Origin of the sequence: Actibacterium sp. 188UL27-1 (assembly GCF_016901225.1) — a bacterium.
Classification (GTDB): domain Bacteria; phylum Pseudomonadota; class Alphaproteobacteria; order Rhodobacterales; family Rhodobacteraceae; genus 188UL27-1.
Genome location: NZ_JAFEUL010000013.1, coordinates 107,986 through 123,958 on the forward strand (window position 1 = coordinate 107,986; position 15,973 = coordinate 123,958).

Annotated in this window: 18 protein-coding genes and 3 pseudogenes; 3 read left to right on the plus strand and 18 right to left on the minus strand. The window is 59.4% G+C overall.

What is annotated here, in order from left to right; translation table 11 throughout:
• Positions 1-32: 32 nt before the first annotated feature.
• The 3 genes from IU397_RS16225 to IU397_RS16235 form a co-directional block, all read right to left on the minus strand.
• Entirely contained in the window at positions 33-845 is an 813-nt protein-coding gene (locus IU397_RS16225; RefSeq protein ID WP_239479858.1) for a hypothetical protein, read from the minus strand.
• Between the two features lie 282 nt (positions 846-1,127).
• Positions 1,128-1,733: a 3-isopropylmalate dehydratase small subunit gene (leuD, locus tag IU397_RS16230; RefSeq protein WP_204415753.1), complete on the minus strand. Its 606-nt coding sequence runs from the start codon at positions 1,731-1,733 to the stop codon at positions 1,128-1,130.
• Positions 1,734-2,048: 315 nt separating this feature from the next.
• Positions 2,049-2,513: a MarR family winged helix-turn-helix transcriptional regulator gene (locus tag IU397_RS16235; RefSeq protein WP_204415754.1), complete on the minus strand. Its 465-nt coding sequence runs from the start codon at positions 2,511-2,513 to the stop codon at positions 2,049-2,051.
• A gap of 209 nt (positions 2,514-2,722) precedes the next feature.
• Between IU397_RS16235 and IU397_RS23730 the strand changes: the two are divergent.
• Positions 2,723-3,199: pseudogene (locus tag IU397_RS23730) on the plus strand (class I SAM-dependent methyltransferase).
• Positions 3,200-3,229: 30 nt separating this feature from the next.
• Here the strand turns inward: IU397_RS23730 and IU397_RS16250 are convergent.
• Entirely contained in the window at positions 3,230-3,889 is a 660-nt protein-coding gene (locus IU397_RS16250; protein ID WP_204415760.1) for a helix-turn-helix domain-containing protein, read from the minus strand.
• A gap of 156 nt (positions 3,890-4,045) precedes the next feature.
• Here IU397_RS16250 and IU397_RS16255 point away from each other — a divergent pair, with 156 nt between their 5' ends.
• Positions 4,046-4,792: a response regulator gene (locus IU397_RS16255; protein WP_204415762.1), complete on the plus strand. Its 747-nt coding sequence runs from the start codon at positions 4,046-4,048 to the stop codon at positions 4,790-4,792.
• Here the strand turns inward: IU397_RS16255 and IU397_RS16260 are convergent.
• The gene (locus IU397_RS16260; RefSeq protein ID WP_204415764.1) at positions 4,774-6,300 is read right to left on the minus strand and encodes a PAS domain S-box protein; all 1,527 of its coding nucleotides are present in this window, start codon (positions 6,298-6,300) and stop codon (positions 4,774-4,776) included. The genes IU397_RS16255 and IU397_RS16260 overlap by 19 nt on opposite strands.
• A gap of 676 nt (positions 6,301-6,976) precedes the next feature.
• Here IU397_RS16260 and IU397_RS16265 point away from each other — a divergent pair.
• Complete coding sequence (locus IU397_RS16265) at positions 6,977-7,651, plus strand: VPLPA-CTERM sorting domain-containing protein (RefSeq protein ID WP_239479859.1); 675 nt, start codon at positions 6,977-6,979, stop codon at positions 7,649-7,651.
• 100 nt (positions 7,652-7,751) lie between these two features.
• Here IU397_RS16265 and IU397_RS23375 read toward each other — a convergent pair whose 3' ends face one another.
• The 13 genes and pseudogenes from IU397_RS23375 to IU397_RS16310 form a co-directional block, all read right to left on the minus strand.
• A complete protein-coding gene (locus IU397_RS23375) occupies positions 7,752-8,111 on the minus strand; it encodes a cysteine hydrolase (RefSeq protein ID WP_239479860.1) in 360 nt (119 codons plus the stop codon).
• Positions 8,112-8,163: 52 nt separating this feature from the next.
• Positions 8,164-8,409, minus strand: a complete 246-nt coding sequence (locus IU397_RS23965) for a hypothetical protein (RefSeq protein ID WP_370541709.1) — start codon at positions 8,407-8,409, stop codon at positions 8,164-8,166.
• Complete coding sequence (locus IU397_RS23380; protein WP_239479861.1) at positions 8,406-9,035, minus strand: SMP-30/gluconolactonase/LRE family protein; 630 nt, start codon at positions 9,033-9,035, stop codon at positions 8,406-8,408. Before IU397_RS23380 ends, IU397_RS23965 begins: the two co-directional genes overlap by 4 nt.
• 3 nt (positions 9,036-9,038) lie before the next feature.
• Positions 9,039-9,701: an MBL fold metallo-hydrolase gene (locus tag IU397_RS16275; protein WP_239479862.1), complete on the minus strand. Its 663-nt coding sequence runs from the start codon at positions 9,699-9,701 to the stop codon at positions 9,039-9,041.
• Positions 9,671-10,774, minus strand: coding sequence for an amidohydrolase family protein (locus IU397_RS16280; protein ID WP_370541710.1), 1,104 nt, complete (start codon positions 10,772-10,774; stop codon positions 9,671-9,673). The genes IU397_RS16275 and IU397_RS16280 overlap by 31 nt, the downstream gene beginning before the upstream one ends.
• Positions 10,717-11,301, minus strand: a pseudogene (locus IU397_RS16285) (VWA domain-containing protein); the annotation flags it as partial. The pseudogene IU397_RS16285 and the gene IU397_RS16280, both read right to left, overlap by 58 nt.
• Positions 11,302-11,316: 15 nt before the next feature.
• Complete coding sequence (locus IU397_RS16290; RefSeq protein WP_204415767.1) at positions 11,317-11,733, minus strand: hypothetical protein; 417 nt, start codon at positions 11,731-11,733, stop codon at positions 11,317-11,319.
• 193 nt (positions 11,734-11,926) lie between these two features.
• Positions 11,927-12,739, minus strand: coding sequence for a MoxR family ATPase (locus IU397_RS16295; RefSeq protein ID WP_239479863.1), 813 nt, complete (start codon positions 12,737-12,739; stop codon positions 11,927-11,929).
• Entirely contained in the window at positions 12,740-12,886 is a 147-nt protein-coding gene (locus IU397_RS23385) for a hypothetical protein (RefSeq protein ID WP_239479864.1), read from the minus strand.
• Positions 12,887-12,949: 63 nt separating this feature from the next.
• Complete coding sequence (locus tag IU397_RS16300) at positions 12,950-13,765, minus strand: molybdopterin cofactor-binding domain-containing protein (protein WP_239479865.1); 816 nt, start codon at positions 13,763-13,765, stop codon at positions 12,950-12,952.
• A gap of 1 nt (position 13,766) precedes the next feature.
• The gene (locus IU397_RS23735) at positions 13,767-14,645 is read right to left on the minus strand and encodes a molybdopterin cofactor-binding domain-containing protein (RefSeq protein ID WP_304519786.1); all 879 of its coding nucleotides are present in this window, start codon (positions 14,643-14,645) and stop codon (positions 13,767-13,769) included.
• Positions 14,575-15,585 (minus strand): annotated as a pseudogene (locus tag IU397_RS23395) (xanthine dehydrogenase family protein molybdopterin-binding subunit); the annotation flags it as partial. The pseudogene IU397_RS23395 and the gene IU397_RS23735, both read right to left, overlap by 71 nt.
• Positions 15,545-15,790, minus strand: coding sequence for a (2Fe-2S)-binding protein (locus tag IU397_RS16310; RefSeq protein WP_370541711.1), 246 nt, complete (start codon positions 15,788-15,790; stop codon positions 15,545-15,547). The gene IU397_RS16310 and the pseudogene IU397_RS23395, both read right to left, overlap by 41 nt.
• Positions 15,791-15,973 lie beyond the last annotated feature (183 nt).

The window sequence follows — 15,973 nt, forward strand, 5'->3', positions numbered from 1 at the left end:
GGCCAGCAGAACAACCAGAAACCCGGCGCAGGTTAAGTTACCAGCAATCCACCGTCTGTTCCGTCGAGCGACGAGCGCTTGCGCTTGTCCTCGATCATTGTTGCAATCCGTCCCATGGCGATGCCGCGCATGAAGAGGCTTGCGGGAAGAAATGCCCATGCTGCCATTGTCCAAACAAGTGTTTGTGGCGCGTCAGCCAGGGACGGCCCAAACAGGCTGCCCGCGGCCTGTGCCACAGCCGGGATCAAGAATGGCAACAAAAAACCTAAAGCGATGTTAACGCGCGCATCCCGGTTGAGGCGGGACACGACATCGCCGCCTGTTGTCGGATCAAATGTTGGCAGGTTGATCCACACATTGAACGCTCCGGTGCGCGAGGGCCAGCCAAACAGCCGCAGAAGCAGCGCGAAAATGGCCAGTGACAACAGAGAGGTCAGATAGCTGATACCTGCCGCGGTGCGGATCACATCCACGCTATGCGGGTCGGACACATCCGCCATGCCTAGAACCACAAGACGCACAGGGCTGTAGGGAAAGTCGATGGCATTGCCGATCAATGTTCCAACTGCATGGGTTAGCATCGTCAAGCCGCTGGGCGCCTCTTGCCCGCGCATGATCACCGATAGCAGGAAAACGGTGAAGAACAGGCAAAGAAACCGAACGCGATTGAATGGTGGTGCGTCGCGGAATTCGATGAGGCTAGGATAGCTGGAGACGTATTCGATGAAAATGAGTGCGGCTGCAAAGAGCGCAATCAAAGCGACGACCTGGGTCGTGTCTGGTGACACTTTCGGCAATAGCAACGACGGTGTGGCGATCAAAAGAGCCACCAGTCCGGCGCGCATGGCAGCTCCGCTCATCCGGTTCAGCACTATCCCGTTACCCTCTTCGTCTTAACATCGCTACGATCGGCAGATGACCACATGACGTCAATTCAGTTCAAATTGTAGGGTGTCGCCCTCATCCCGTCTTAGTTTGGCCCAGTCCGAAAATCCGCAACAATCTTCATTTTAAGTTAACGAATAATGGGGCTTATTTGCGGGAGAACTGGTGCGCGATTGCATCAAGAATGTGCGCAAAAAAAGGCCGCCCCTAAAGCGACCCTAGATGTTGTTATTTTAGTCGTGTCAGACCCAAGGGCGGACTTGGCTGGCAGTCTGTTCAAAACTGTCGATCGCGCCGACTTTTTCGAATGTGAGGCCAATGTCATCCAATCCGTTCAGCAAGCAGTGTTTTTTGAAGGAATCGATTTCAAAACCAAAAACTTCGCCATCCGATGACGTCACGGTCTGTGCGTCCAGATCGATTGTCATGCGGGCATTGGCACCTTTTTCGGCATCTTTCGTCAAAATAGCCACGGCCTCGGCCGGCAAAACCACCGGCAAAATTCCGTTCTTGAAGCAGTTATTGTAAAAGATATCGGCAAAGCTGGTCGAGATGACGCAGCGGATCCCGAAATCCAGCAACGCCCAGGGCGCATGCTCACGAGAAGAGCCACAGCCAAAATTATCACCAGCCACAATGACTTGCGCCTCCCGATAGGCAGGTTGGTTCAGAACAAAATCCTCAACCTCACTGCCATCATCGGCATAGCGCATCTCATCGAACAGGTTTTTGCCAAGGCCGGAGCGTTTGATCGTTTTCAAGAACTGCTTGGGAATGATCATGTCGGTGTCGATATTCATCAAAGGCAATGGTGCGGCAATGCCGGTCAGCGTGGTAAAGCGTTCCATCTTGGATCTCCTGGAAGAGGGCTGGCGCGTCGCCCTCCTTTTGAGTGATGCACCGCGTATGCACAACCCGTATGCATGGCATACATATCCCATGCATACGGATCGCCTGAAATCCTGCGTCTCGCTTCGCCCCGACGCTGCCACATTTGCGCCGCAATTCGTGGCCGAATACGTGACCTGACCTTGCGTAACACATGGGCGCTTTTGTAACTTTTTGAGCATTTAATGTATCAAAGCGGTCTCAAATTCGCCGGAAACCGCGAAAATTGATCATGTGACCACCGCATCGATTCGATCAATCGGTCGGTGAGATACCTAACGATTCTCTTCCGGTGCTTTCACAGCGGCACCGAGCAGTGCGTAGAGCCGGTCAAACGCCTCGGCCCCCATCTGCGTTCGCATCTGATCGTGAATCTCACCTTTGATGCGGGCGCCGTCGCGTTGAACAGCCAGTCCCGCTTCGGTGAAGCGGATGATCCTGCCGCGACCATCGGACGGGTCCAGGTCGCGGGTCACGATCCCCTGGCTTTCCAGTTCGGCAATGAGCTGATGCACAGCCTGTTTCGAGATCGGCATGCGCTGGGCAATCTCGGCCTGGCGGGTCCCGTCCGGGTGGATATGGGCGGTGATGCTGCCGCGCGCCTCCGCCTGCCAGCCGTGACCGGCCTTTTTCATTTCTGCGAGGTAGCGGTCTTTCCAGTGCTGCGCCGCCTCCCACAGACGGACACCAATATGATCAGGGCGCAGATCATCCCACTTTTCGTCAATTTCATTGACCAAGTCTGCTCTCCGATGTAGTCAACTTACATGACTAAGCTAGTGCCAATCCAACCTTCGCCAAATTCCGGGGCCAGAGCAATGGGCCCGGCGGATCGGTATAGTGGCCGTGCTACCCGCTATGATCGCGCCCATCTGCGGTGGTTGCGCATGGGTTTGGTGAGGCGCAATGTGCCTTTGAAGGTGCAGCGGCGGCATTGCTGCGCCCGGGCATGGCGGTTCTGGATGCAGCCTGTGGGGCAGGCGTGGTGGCGCGGCGCCTATTGGCGGGGCTGGATGGTCCCATCGATGTGATATTGTTGGATGCGGCCCCGGCCATGCTGGATCAGTGCCGCGATATCCCGGCCCGGCGCCTGATCGGCCGGATCGAGGCGCTCCCTTTCCCGGACCAGTGATTTGATCTGGTGACCTGTGCCTGGGGCCTGGAAACGGTAGAGGATCCGATACCCGCATTGGCTCAGTTTTTGCGGGTCAGTCGCCCTGGTGGACATATCTGCCTTGTCTTCTGCGCGGATCGGCCTGCGGCATCGCCCACGGCACTACTGTTTCGGCAGATGATCGAGCGGCGCGGGCTGGGGCAGTTCCTGAATTGCGCTTGTATCTCCGCCGCCGTGATCGGCCTTGGCGGATTGGCGGCACGGGTCCTCCATTTTACCGGACCGGCGGCGGCGCTGCTATTGACCCGCTAGCAGCGGTTGTGCCGCGAGGTTGGGGCAACGCTAGTTCAATTGCCCCAAGGCGCGCTGTGTCAGCGCCGTCCGGTCTGCGACATCCACCAGATTGGCGCTTGCCAGGCGAATGATCCCCGCCTTGCGCAAGGCGGTGAAACACCGGCTGACCGTTTCGGTTGTAAGCCCCAGGAAATCGGCGATGTCGGATCGGCTCATGGGGAGATCGATTGCCGTACCGCGCCCGTTTCGGTCTGCCAGCGTCACCAGAAATGAGGCCACTCTTTCAGCCGCCGACTTGCGACCAAGCACCATCAGGTGATCTTGCATGGCGCTGATCTCCTGCAATGCCGCGGTCATCAATGCGGTATGAAGTGCCGGGTCTGCGCCGCCGCTTTCCAAGGCCGCCAGCGGTATGAGGCGCAATTCCGCGTCAGCCAGCGCATCGCAATCGGAATGGTGGCGGCCCTGAGCCGGAAAACCGATCACATCCCCGGGATACCCAAAGGCAATCACCTGACGTCGCCCATCCTCAAGCACGCGTGTCAAACGCAGGACACCACGTTTGATGATATAAAGGCGCGTGGTGTCATCACCTTCAAAGTACAGATAAGTGCCTGCGGCGATTGTCTTGCCAATCTCCTTGGCGTCCGTGGGGGCAAAGGCCGAAGCGGATTGGCGAGCCCGCCTGCCCGATAGCGTGACATACATCTGAGGTCTCCCATAATCGATGGGGACCTTGTTGGACGGCTGGTGTAATCTGGCTTAAGGTTTCGGCGCAGCATTACGTATCAAAATGTAACCAGGTCGCGCGAGCAGCCCCAGTTGCACTTGGCGGATCCGCTGTCTGTCCAGAGGGTGGGGGCCATGACCGAAACCGCACAGGCGCTTGTCGTCGAAGACGATGAAAAGATCAGGCGCGTGTTACGCAACCTGTTGGAAGATGACGGGTTTTCGGTGCTGGAAAGCGCAGGCGCAAGCGCGGCCATGGAAATTGTAAAAACGACGACGCTGGCATTGGTGACGCTGGATATCCAACTGAATGGCGAGAGCGGTTTGGATATCCTGCGCGACATTCGCAAGATATCCAGAGTTCCCGTCATCATGGTGACCGGCAAAGATGACGTCATCGACCGGGTGGTCGGGCTTGAGATCGGCGCCGATGACTATATCACCAAACCGTTCCATATCCGCGAGGTGTTGGCGCGCGTGCACGCCGTGCTGCGCCGCAAGCGACATGAAGACCGCGCCGAACCGCCCGGTGTGCTCTCCTATCTGGTGGACGGTTTGACGGTGACCCCCGACCGGATGGAGGTGATTGCCCGCGACGGCAGGCCCTGCGATGTCACCACGGCCGATCTGGCCTTGTTCAAGATCTTTCTGGAGCGCCCGAAACGCGCCTTATCTCGCGATCAGTTGATGGATCTGATCGGCGGAACGGAATGGTCCCCGCTGGATCGAACCGTCGACAATCAGGTGGCGCGCCTGCGCAAGAAGATCGAGAGAAACCCGTCGGACCCGAAGCTGATCAAGACGGTGCGCGGCATCGGCTACATGCTGGCACAGGATGTGGTGCGACGCGGATCCTACGGTGATCATGCCAAAAGCGCGTGAAGCCGCCGGGCCAATTCCACCTGGCGATATGGTTTGTGAAGGACGTCATATTCTGTGGTGCCGCCCATACTCGCCGTGACGACATCGCTGGCATAGCCGGAGGTCAGCAGGACCTGCACGTCGGGGAAGCTCTGCCGGACCTTGGCAGCCAGTTCATATCCGTTAAGGTGGCCGGGCATCACGAGATCCGAAAACACAACATCCACATGCGTGCCGCTGACGAGCGTTTCATAAGCCGCGTCACCGTTCCGGGCGTCGAGCGTTTGGTATCCCAGGTCGCGAACACGTTCGACCGACAGGCGGCGCACCTTTGGATTATCCTCAACGATCAGAACGATTTGCCCTTGTCCCTGCGGTATGTCGGCTGCGTTGGCGGCGGGTGTGCTGCCGTCATGGTGCACCGGTTGGCTGACCGGGAAATACAGTCCAAAGCTGGTTCCATGGCCGGGCTCGCTGTAAAGCGTGATGTGGCCGCCGGATTGCCGGACAAAGCCATAGACCATCGCAAGGCCCAGGCCGGTGCCCCCTTTGTCTGATTTCGTGGTAAAGAACGGCTCGAACGCCCGCTTTTGCGCCTCCGGTCCCATGCCCTCGCCATCATCGCTGACGAACAGTCGCACGTAGTGCCCCGGTTCCATGTCGGTTTCCTGGGCCATGTAGGTGTCATCGATGATGACATCAGAGACCGAGATCAGGAATTCGCCACCACCCGGCATCGCATCCCGCGCGTTCAAGGCCAGGTTGATCAGCGCGGATTGAAGTTGCACCGGATCTACCATGACCTGACTGATGGTGGCTGCAAAATCGGTTTTGACCCGGTAGTCATCGCCAATCGTGCGCCGCAGAATGGCAAGTGTTGCCTTGCAAAGGTCCCGCAAGTCCGATTTCACGGGTTTCAGGTCACCCCGCCGCGCGAAAACCAACAGGCGTGAGGTCAGCTCGGCGCCCAGTTCGGCGGAGTCCAGGGAGTCTTCGATCAACGCCAACTGGCGGTCATTGACGCCGCGCATTTCAAGAAGCTCAAGGTTCCCGATGATGACCGTCAGAAGGTTGTTGAAGTCATGGGCCATACCCCCGGTCAGTTGTCCGATGGCGTCCAGCCGTTGTGAACGCGCCAGCGCATCCTCTGCCGCGCGACGGTCGGTCAGGTCGTGAAGAATCCCGACAAAAAGCTGTTCCCCGCCGATATCCGCATGGCCCACAGACAGATGCACCGGAAAGAGGGAGCCATTCTTGCGCAACCCTTCCACGTCGCGACCCAATCCGATGATCCGTTTTTCACCGGTCTCTATGTGGTGGCGCATGAACCCATCATGTAGATCCGCCAATGCGTCGGGCATCAGCAGGTTGACGCTTTGTCCAACCAGTTCACTGATCCGATATCCAAAGAGCCGCCCGGTGGCCGGATTGACACGGATCATCATGCCACGGCTGTCTGAGACGATCATGGAATCGGCAGTTGTCTCCATGATGGCGCTCAGCAAGGCGCTGTCCTTTGCGTGATCCATCGCGGTCGCCTCTTTCTGCCGTCGTCGTGCCTAGGTTCAACTGCCGCGGTCAATCTGCCTTGACCTCAATCAATTTAGCCGGGCAACGCGCAAAAAACGCATCACGCTCGCGGGTCTCAAGTGGCACGTTTGGCCAACCGGAAACATGGCCGCGGCACATCGTTGCCAGACGATAGCGCCAATCGAGCAGCGCAGATTGATCTTCCTCAAACCATCACTGGGACAGCCGGTTTCCGCATGCTCCAGCGCCACCATCACAGCTGACCCATTCGTCAGACTGTGGTCCATTTGCCAAGGACTGGTTGCGATCTGGCGTTGGTTTCGACCGAAACCTGCGCAGCCGATGGCAGGTCGATGATAGAGGGACATCAATGTGCTGCCGGTCGCTGAGGGAGATCCCCTGACGTGACAACCGGGAGCGGTAGCCCAAATGGATAAATAGTCGCCTGCTGGAAAGATGATGAGCCAAGGCCGCGACCTTTGCCCCTTAGTTCGGGCGGAACCAGGGGAGGCATAGCCGGGCCCCTGATTCAAAGCCTACCGCTTTTACGCTGCGTCGTTTGATCAGCGTCCCAGATTTTGACACTATTCCACCTGGGATGGCCATAATTCTGGCCGGACCAAGGTCTAAGGCGAACGTGGTTTATGAATTACGTAGTGCAGTGGGACCTATCAAATGAGAGTATCTTTGGCGGCGTTTGCAGCTATCATGATCGCAGGTGGCGCCTCGGCTGCTGTCATCGATTTTGAGACATTCGCGGCAGGTGATGTCGTGACCTCGTTCACCGCCGGTGGCGTCACGGGCACGGTGAGCGCGGTTGGCGGTGCGGTGAACCAGGCGATGGTGTTCGACTCCAACAACTTTACCGGCGGTGATGACGACCTTGAGGCGCCATTCTATGACAGCTTCACCGGATCCACGCATAACGGCACACCCACAGTGGGTGCCGCGACGTTGAACCCGGGCAAGATCCTCATCGTCTCCGAAGACGGTGATGCGAGCGATCCTGATGACAACGGGACAGGTGGGAAAATCACGTTCAATTTCGACCAGGCGATCAGGTTCACCGGGTTTGACGTTCTGGATGATGTGACGAACTTCAAGGTGACGTCCGATACCGGCGAGTCCATCAGTGGCCTTAGCCTGGATTATGACAACCAGTTTCAATCGTTTTCCGGCCTAGGCTGGGCCGGCGTGACAAGCCTGACATTTGATTTTGGTGCAGCTTCAGGCGCGATCGACAACATCTCGTTCGAAGTGTCGGCTGTGCCTCTTCCGGCATCGTTGCCGTTGTTGCTTGCCGGTTTTGCTGCGGTCGGTTTTGTCTCCCGCCGCCAGCGGGCAACGTAACGCCTCCCCAAATTCGCGACAGCCGGCCGGTCAGGTGAGGCTGTCGACAGGTTGTATCTCTTGGGATCACGCTTTGACGCGCACTGGCGTGGTGCCCTGCCTATCGCAGTGCGGCAATGACGGTGCCCACCTTTGTGGCAGTGGCGATATCCTGCATTGCGTAATTGATCGAAGCGCGGTGCCAATCATGATTGCGGGCCGAACAGGCATTTTCGGGCACGACCATGCGAAAGCCCTTGTCGGCGCCGGTTCGGGTCGTGTGTTCGACGCTCATATTGGTCCAGCTGCCCGTATTGATGATCGTGTCGCGGCCGCCATGGTGCAGGTAGGCCTCTAGGCGAGAGGTATCCCACGCGCTCATGCTCATCTTTTCAACCATCAGATCGCCGGGCTGAGGTTCAACACCGGGGCCAGGCGCTACGCCCCATGTCCCGTGCACGAGGGCGTTATTGTCTTTCAACCCCCGCTGCAGGCCAGCATGAATGGCTCATCCTGGCCCTTAACCTTGGTCTTCAGTGCATAAAGCGAGGTGGTCGCGAAGATATAGAGGGTCGACCAATCCGGCCCACCCCAGTGGATATGGCGACCAATTTGGGGCAGGTGATCTTGCCCATCAAATAACCCTCAAAGGAATAGACCCAGATCCCGCCGGGTACGGTGACATAGACGTTGCCGTGTTCATCGGCTTTCATGCCGTCCGGCACACCAGTCAGGTCGTCATCGATGATGCCGCCTGCAAAGATCCGGCCATTGATCAGCCGACCATCGGGGCGATGTCATACATACGGATATTGGCCTGCTGGGTGTCGTTCACCCACATCCATTTCTGGCATGGTGAAAAGCACAGGCCGTTGGGTTGGCCAAAGGTTGCGCGATCCACGACCAGTTGCCGCGCGTACCCCGGTTTGTGGCCCGGCGGCAGGCGATAGACACCTTGAAAGCCCTGCTGGGTCTGATGCGGAACGCCAAAACCCTCCATTCGGCCATAGGTCGGGTCGGTGAAGTAGATCGACCCATCATTGCCAACGACAATGTTATTGGGGCTGTTAAGCTCCTGCCCTTCAAAATGGGTGCACAGCGTTTCTGGCGCGCCGTCAGGCATGATCCGCACGACCGAGCTGGTGGAATGCTCACAGACCAGCAGGTTCAAGGCGGCATCATAGGTCATGCCGTTGCCCTTGTTCGACGGGCGTGCGATTTCGGTGATCCCCTGCCCGGACGTGTATTTGCGACGCACATCGCCCGGCATGTCCGAAAAAATCAGCGTTTGCTCAACCGGATGCCATAGTGGCCCTTCGGTGAAGGTAAAACCTGTGCCCAATGCCTCAATCGGGGCGTCCACATCGATCAGTGTGTGGAACTTGTCTGCGATGGCGTGATGCATGGCTTAGACCGGGAACCACGGCCTATCGGGCAACGTCTCTGTCAGCGGGCCGGGCACCTGCATGGCCAGACGGCCCACCACCTTTTGCCGTTCGATCTTGGCCGGTTTGTCATGGATCGGCAGCAGGAAGGTGTAGTTGTTCAGCAACTTCTTGATCGCGCCCTTTTCTTCCCGCTTGGACTGGGAATGGTTGCCGGTGACGCGCGGCTCCATCCAGTTGTTGGTATAGATATGGTTCACGACCTGGTCGTTGAAATCATAGATGACATCGCCGCAGATACAGGCCAGACCCTCCGCCGTTTCCACGACCACTTTCATCGACCCTTCGGTATGGGCTCCGGCATATGCGCACCGGATACCGGGAATGATCTCTTCCGCGGTGGTGATATCAAGGTCGAGAAAACGGATCGCTTCGGGTTCGTAGATCCGGTCCACCAAGTGCTTGATGTCGGGCTTTCGATATTGCGGGAACATGATGCCAGAGACGCTGAACTCCATCTCGCGCCGGTTCAGCACCACCGTTGTGTTCATCGGGAATTTATCGTCCTGCTCGGCATGGTCGATATGCAGATGGGTGTGCAGGATGTAGCAGATATCGCCCAGTTTCAGCCCATGGCGCGCCAGCTGCTGTTCGATCATGTTGTCATGAAATTGCAGCCACCGCATGCCCAGGCTCTCCATGATCGCGTTGTCGCGATACCCCGTATCGACCAGCACGGGATATTCCCACCGGTGATCAGGAAGCCATAGACGGGCACGCGCCGGGTCCGCCCGCATTCATGGCCCAGAACCAGAAAGCTGGTTTTCAGCTCGATATCCCCGTAATCCAACACGTGAATTTGCAAAGCCATCCTTTGTCCTCCCTCAAAGACGATAGACACGGGCGGCCGTGGCATTGAAAATTGCCTTCTGCTTTTTCCTGGACAGCGCCTTGGTGGCGTCCTCGAAGGCGTTGAAAGTTGCAGATAACTGGTCCAAAGCTTCTCAATCGGGAAGTTGGATCCATATATGCAGCGATCCGCCCCAAATAGGGCCTCGGTATCCGTTACCATCTGCGCGATGAAATCCGGGTCATTGCGGTGGATGAATGTGCCAAAGGCCGACAGCTTGGTCACGACATTCGGGCAATCGGCCAGGCGTTTCATCGCCTCAAACCAGGCGGCGTGCCAGGCATCCCTCAGGTCCTCTTTCATCCCGGCATGTTGCAGGATGAACGCCACATCAGGGCAGGCGCGCGCCAGGTCGGCCGCCCCTGCCATCTGCCCGGAAAACACCTGCAGATCAAAGGACCATCCATAATCGGCAAGCTTGGCGACATTGGCCTGGATCTGCGGATGGCGGCACAGGTCCGGGTCCTTGGCAAAGCGGTAAAGTGGATTGTCGTGCCAGTGGAATTGCTGCCGGATCCCCCGCATCAGCGGATATTTCTTCAGCCGATCCAACTGCTGGACGATGTCACCGGTAAAATAGGCATAGCCCACGATGCCGGATATCGTGCCATATTCATCGGTTTGGTCCTGAAGCCAAGCGACCTCATCCTCAAACCAGTTGGGCGCCCAATTGGCCTGGACATAGACAGTTTTCGCGATCCCGGTCCCCGCCAGATCGGCCAGAAATTCCGACGCCGTATAATCGCGCATGATCGCGCGGTAGGGGCCAAAGATGCGCGGGTGTTCCGGGCTCAGCAGCCAGGGCAGGTCCTTTTGTAGCCAGATATGGTGATGGCACCGATCATCCAGCGCCTCGCCATGGTCAGAATGTGGTCGGTCACGGCGTCGGTGGAGGCGCCATCCCCCAGATGATCCAAGACCGGCAGGATACCGGTAAGCCCGGCGGTGCGCGGTTCATAATTCGGGTCTGCGGCAAGCGGGGTAAGCCAGTCCAGCCGCCACGCAGCGCGTGACAGGCGGCGCACGGCGTCAACCATCGCGTCGGGCGTGCCGCGTTCCAACCGGTCCGACAGCACCAGAACAGCCCCGCCGCGCGCAAAACCCGTATAGCGGGGTACTGCCAGGAACGCGGCCAGCGCATCACCGATCCGCGTCCCGCCATCGATGTCGGCAACGGCCGCGCTGGCACGGGCCAAGGCCTGCCGCCTATCGCTGACCTTCAGCGCCTGCGTGATCCGGGTGAGGCGCGTGCCCAGAGTAAACACCTCCGCCTGGTCCGCCGCCTGCGTAACGGCATGGGCCAGGCACAATAGCGGCTCCGTCCGATCCGCCATGGAGCCGGAGACATCGATCAGCAACAAAACACGCCGCTGGCGCTGCTTGCGCTTGCTTTAAAACAGGCGCAACACGTTGCCATCGCACTTGGCCGCGTCCCGCAGCGTGCGCCGCATATCGATCTGGTCACCGGAATTGGCGCGCATCCGGCGATAGGATGCGCGGCGGGGCAGCGCCCCCGGTGCGTCGCGTCGCAACCGTTGCAGGGGGTGGTCGCCCTCCGTCAGGCTGCGCTGTGACAGGCGCTCCGCTACCGTGGCTTCGGCACCGACCTCGCTTTGATCGTCCTTTGCCTCGATCTGCCGGGTATCCTGACCCGGTTCGAATGCCTCGACCTCGTCGTCTTCATCCCCATCGGCGGGGGCCTGGATGACCTCGCCCAGGAACACCGCGCGAAACAGGGCGTCAAATTCTGCTGTTCGCTTGGGCGGGATCGCGAAAAGTGCACGAGCCGCGCGGTAGATATCGGTCATACTCTGAGGACCAAGAATAGCAATATATTTAACAAAATCAATATCTTGAACGGGTTACACTATAAATCGCGCGCCGCGCGAGGCCTCGGCAAAGCGGAGGAACGGATCCAAGGGGCGGGGCAGGGTCATGCGGCCTCCCCCGGCAAAACGCCGGAGAGGCGATCCGCCATATAGGTCAGGTCGTGATGGTCCTTCAGGGCCACACCGATGGAGCGTTTGAACGCCTCGGGCCACCGCGCGCCCTGGGTATTGAGCAACGTCGCGGCTTCGCCCATTCCACGGTTTCGGCCACACCCGGCGGTTTGGCCAGCGGCTCCTGACGCAGCATTCCGACGCTGGCCACCACCGCCTGCGCGGTGGCCTGGGCCACCGAACTTGCGCGGGTCATCACGATCTGCGCCTCAAGCGCGGGATCGGGGTAGTCGATCCAATGGTAGACACAGCGACGGCGCAGCGCCTCATGCAGGTCGCGGGCGCGGTTCGAGGTCAGGACGACGACTGGCCGCTGCGTCGCCCGCACCGTCCCCGTTTCAGGGATCGAGATGGTGAAATCTGATAGGAATTCCAGCAGGAATGCCTCAAATTCCTGGTCGGCGCGGTCAATCTCATCAATCAAAAGCAGCGATTGACCCGGGTTGCGCAGAACCGACAGCAAGGGCCACTCCAGCACGAAATCCTCACCATACAAATTGACATAATCGTCACCGGCCTGGCGAATGGCCAACATCTGGCGCGGATATTTCCATTCATACAAAGCCGCCGCTGCGTCTATCCCTTGAAAGCATTGCAGACGGATCACGTTGCGGCCCAGCACCCCGCCCAGCGCTTTGGCGGCTTCCGTCTTGCCGACGCCTGGCGCGCCTTCCAGCAACATCGGTTTGCCCAAGGCCAGCGCCAGATAGGCCGCGGTCGCCAGCGCATCGTCCGCCAGGTACTGCGCATCGACTAGGGCCTTTTGCAGGCCGGCAGGCGTTTCGATCCCGGATATGTTGGGCCTGACGACCATCTAGGCGCGCATCGCCTGTGGCCGTGTGCCGCCATTTTCGCGGGTACCGCGCAACACCTTTTCAGGCGTGATCGGCAGATAGTCACAGCGCACGCCGACCGCGTTGTAAATCGCGTTGGCAATGGTGGGCAGGACGGGTTGGTACACATCTCGCCCGGGCCCTTGCCCCCGAATGGCGCATCCTCGGCGGGGCGTTCGAGAACGGCGATATCATGGGGGGACGATCTGGCCCGGACCAGGCTGCAGGTAGGTGTTGAAATCCTCTGGCCCGTGGTCGCGTGGAGGATAGCAGGGTTCGGTCGTTTCACAAAGCGCGTGGCTGACACCCATCCAGGCACCGCCGATTAGCTGTTGTTCAACCAGCTTGGGGTTCAGCGCGCGGCCCACTTCATAGGCAGAGTTGATGTGGTTGACCGTAACGTCGCCGGTCTCGTCATCCACTTCCAGGTCGATGACCAAGGCGGCATGGGCAAAGCAGATCACGGGGGTCATATCACCGGTTTCGGGATCCGCCTCCGATGGTGGCATCAGAAAGATGCCGCGACCGGACAAGGTGCGGCCCTGCTTGAACTGGGCGGCGATGGCCGTTTCGGCCACGGTGATGGATCGCGATGGCGCACCTTTTACATGGATGTTGCCTGTTCCGTCCGTATCCAGATCGGTGGCGTTTACCTCCAGCTCTTCGGCGGCGGCTTCCATCATCTGTTTGCGTGCTTCGGCAGCGGCACGGATGACGGCATTGCCCACCCGGTGGGTCCCACGGGAGGCAAAGGAGCCCATGCAATGCGGGCCGGTATCGCTGTCGGCCATATCGACATAGACATCCGCAACCGGGATGCCCAACGTTTCAGACGCGATCTGCCGGGTCACGGATTTCATCCCCTGGCCCAGGTCGATGGAGGACGGCGCCACCATGAACTTCCCGTCCGGTGTGGAATGGATCAGCGCCTGGGACGGATCGCCCCCAAGGTTCATGCCTATGGGATAGTTGATGCAGGCGAACCCGCGTCCTTTCTGGATGGCCATCTCAGCGCTTCCTGTAGCCAGAGGTGACAGGCGAACTGTCAGGTCGCCTGACCCCGCCTGAAAATGGCGTGGCTGGTTTACAGGGCTCGGGCGGGGCCATCGGCGGTGGGCTTGATGCGGATGGTGGGGCTGGCGGAGGCGCTGGGCTTGACGCGGTTGGTCGTGCCGTTTGCGCGGGTGGAGGAGTCGCCGTTGGCATGGTTGGGCCCGTTTCCGCTGTTGCTGCCGGTGCCGGGATGGTTGCCGGGGTCGATCCCATTTTGTGCCCGATCCGGTCTGCATCGATCTGCATATCCACGTTCTGAACAGGCGCACCGGCGATGGCGTCGCGCCGTGTCCCCGCGGGGACACGTCCCGTCGGATGCGCGCTGAGGGCCGTGCTGGCGACGCGGCCCGCGCGCCGCTCTCCGATTTTGCCCTCTTCATCGGTGACGGTTTCGGGGATCTGGTGTCGCTCCGGCAGAGGCGCAAGGGAAGATTGCGCCGCCGCCTGTTGCGATATCGCCCAATCGGCCTTTGCCGCGGCGACCTGACAGCATTCGATCAGGGCGGTGTTCTTGGCGACCCTCCGGTGGGCTTTCATATCGCCGTCGCGATAGGCGTTGAGGATCCGTAGCTCGACCGGATCCATGCTGACGGCTTCGGCCACGCGGTCCATCTGGCATTCCATGGTGAAATCCACCGCCGTGATCCCAAAGCCGCGCATGGCCGTCGCGGGCGTGCGGTTGGTGATGCAGCAATAGACGTTGGATGCCAACGTTGGGGATGGAATAGGGCCCCGGCAAATGTCCCGTGCCTTTGATGATCGCGTAGGGTGACAGTCGCATATAGGCGCCGCTGTCGAAGAAGCCGGTGAATTCGCGCGCGACGATGTGGCCATCGTTCATGACGCTATCTTTCAGCCGCCAGCGCTCGCCGCCCTGCATTTCCTCATACCAGTCCCAGGCAAATTTCACCGGACGCCCGGTGAGCATCGCGCCCAGAACGGCGGTCGGCTCCACGATGGAGTCGACCTTACCGCCGAACCCTCCCCCAGCCGTGCCGCCGATGAAATGCAACCGGGATGAGGCGATGTTCAAAAGCTTTACCGTGTTGCCCAGGGAAAAGAACAGCGCCTGGGTATTGGTATGACAGGCAAAGTGGTCATTGGTTTCGGGTGCTGAGATGGTGCCGCAGGTCTCAATCGGGGCCTGTTCGATGGGCGACATGTGGTATTCGGCCTCAACCACGTGATCGGCCTGGGCGAAGGCGGCGTTCACGTCCCCAAAGCGCAGCTTTTGGTGATCGTATTTGCCGTGATAGTCGAAGCTGTTGTTGGGATAGATCTCATTCACGACGGGGGTGTTGGGCGCCGGCGCCTTTTCGACATCCAGCACGTGGGGCAGCACGGCGTAGTCGACCCGCACCAGGGCGACGGCATCCCGCGCCTGTCGTTCGGTATCGGCGATCACCCAGGCCACCGTTTCGCCCAAGTACCGAACCTTGTCATAGGCGCGGAGCGGTTCATCATTTCTACCGAAATTTATCAGCTATAACAATGTGTTGAGGTTGTTCGGCACATCCTTGGCCGTTGCCACGCGGCGGATGCCCGGCATCTTTTCAGCAACAGAGGTATCGATGGAGCGGATCTGTGCGTGGTGGTGGGGCGACCGGACGGCGCGCATATGGAGCAGCCCGTCAAAGAGGTAGTCGTCGTAATAGGCCGTCCGACCCGTCACATGGCCCAGGATGTCTTGGCGGATTGTGGGCTTGCCGATTTCCTTAAGGTCGTCATCCCGCTCATCTGCGAACAGGTTTTTGCGAAACTCGATGCTGGACATCTAGACGGCCCCCCCCGTGCAGACGGGCGGCGGCGGTGAGGATCGCGTCAACGATGGGCTCGTACCCGGTGCAGCGGCATAGGTTGCCGGAGATCGCCTCGATCACCTCATCACGCGAAGGGGTAGGGTTCGCATCCAACAACGCCTTGGCGGCCATCAGCATGCCGGATGTGCAAAATCCACATTGCGCGGCAAAGCCCTGGATAAAGGCATCCTGCAATGCGTGCAGATCGGGGCAGCCCGCCAGACCACCGGTCGTGTTGATTGTCCATCGTCGGGTTTTTTGGCACCAAATGCGGCTCAAGCTAAGAGAGAGTTTGGCTCATCTGGTTGGTTTGATTATGCGGCGTGCTGGCGGTGATGCAAGCGGCGCATTTCGAGCGTCTTT

Coding starts and splice junctions, on each gene's coding strand:
- IU397_RS16225 (WP_239479858.1), bottom strand. CDS start 845: ATGCGCGCCGGACTGGTGGCTCTTTTGATCGCCACACCGTCGTTGCTA.
- leuD (WP_204415753.1), bottom strand. CDS start 1,733: ATGGAACGCTTTACCACGCTGACCGGCATTGCCGCACCATTGCCTTTG.
- IU397_RS16250 (WP_204415760.1), bottom strand. CDS start 3,889: ATGTATGTCACGCTATCGGGCAGGCGGGCTCGCCAATCCGCTTCGGCC.
- IU397_RS16255 (WP_204415762.1), top strand. CDS start 4,046: ATGACCGAAACCGCACAGGCGCTTGTCGTCGAAGACGATGAAAAGATC.
- IU397_RS16260 (WP_204415764.1), bottom strand. CDS start 6,300: ATGGATCACGCAAAGGACAGCGCCTTGCTGAGCGCCATCATGGAGACA.
- IU397_RS16265 (WP_239479859.1), top strand. CDS start 6,977: ATGAGAGTATCTTTGGCGGCGTTTGCAGCTATCATGATCGCAGGTGGC.
- IU397_RS23380 (WP_239479861.1), bottom strand. CDS start 9,035: ATGCATCACGCCATCGCAGACAAGTTCCACACACTGATCGATGTGGAC.
- IU397_RS16275 (WP_239479862.1), bottom strand. CDS start 9,701: ATGCGGTGGCTGCAATTTCATGACAACATGATCGAACAGCAGCTGGCG.
- IU397_RS16290 (WP_204415767.1), bottom strand. CDS start 11,733: ATGACCGATATCTACCGCGCGGCTCGTGCACTTTTCGCGATCCCGCCC.
- IU397_RS16295 (WP_239479863.1), bottom strand. CDS start 12,739: ATGGTCGTCAGGCCCAACATATCCGGGATCGAAACGCCTGCCGGCCTG.
- IU397_RS16300 (WP_239479865.1), bottom strand. CDS start 13,765: ATGGCCATCCAGAAAGGACGCGGGTTCGCCTGCATCAACTATCCCATA.
- IU397_RS23735 (WP_304519786.1), bottom strand. CDS start 14,645: ATGGCCACATCGTCGCGCGCGAATTCACCGGCTTCTTCGACAGCGGCG.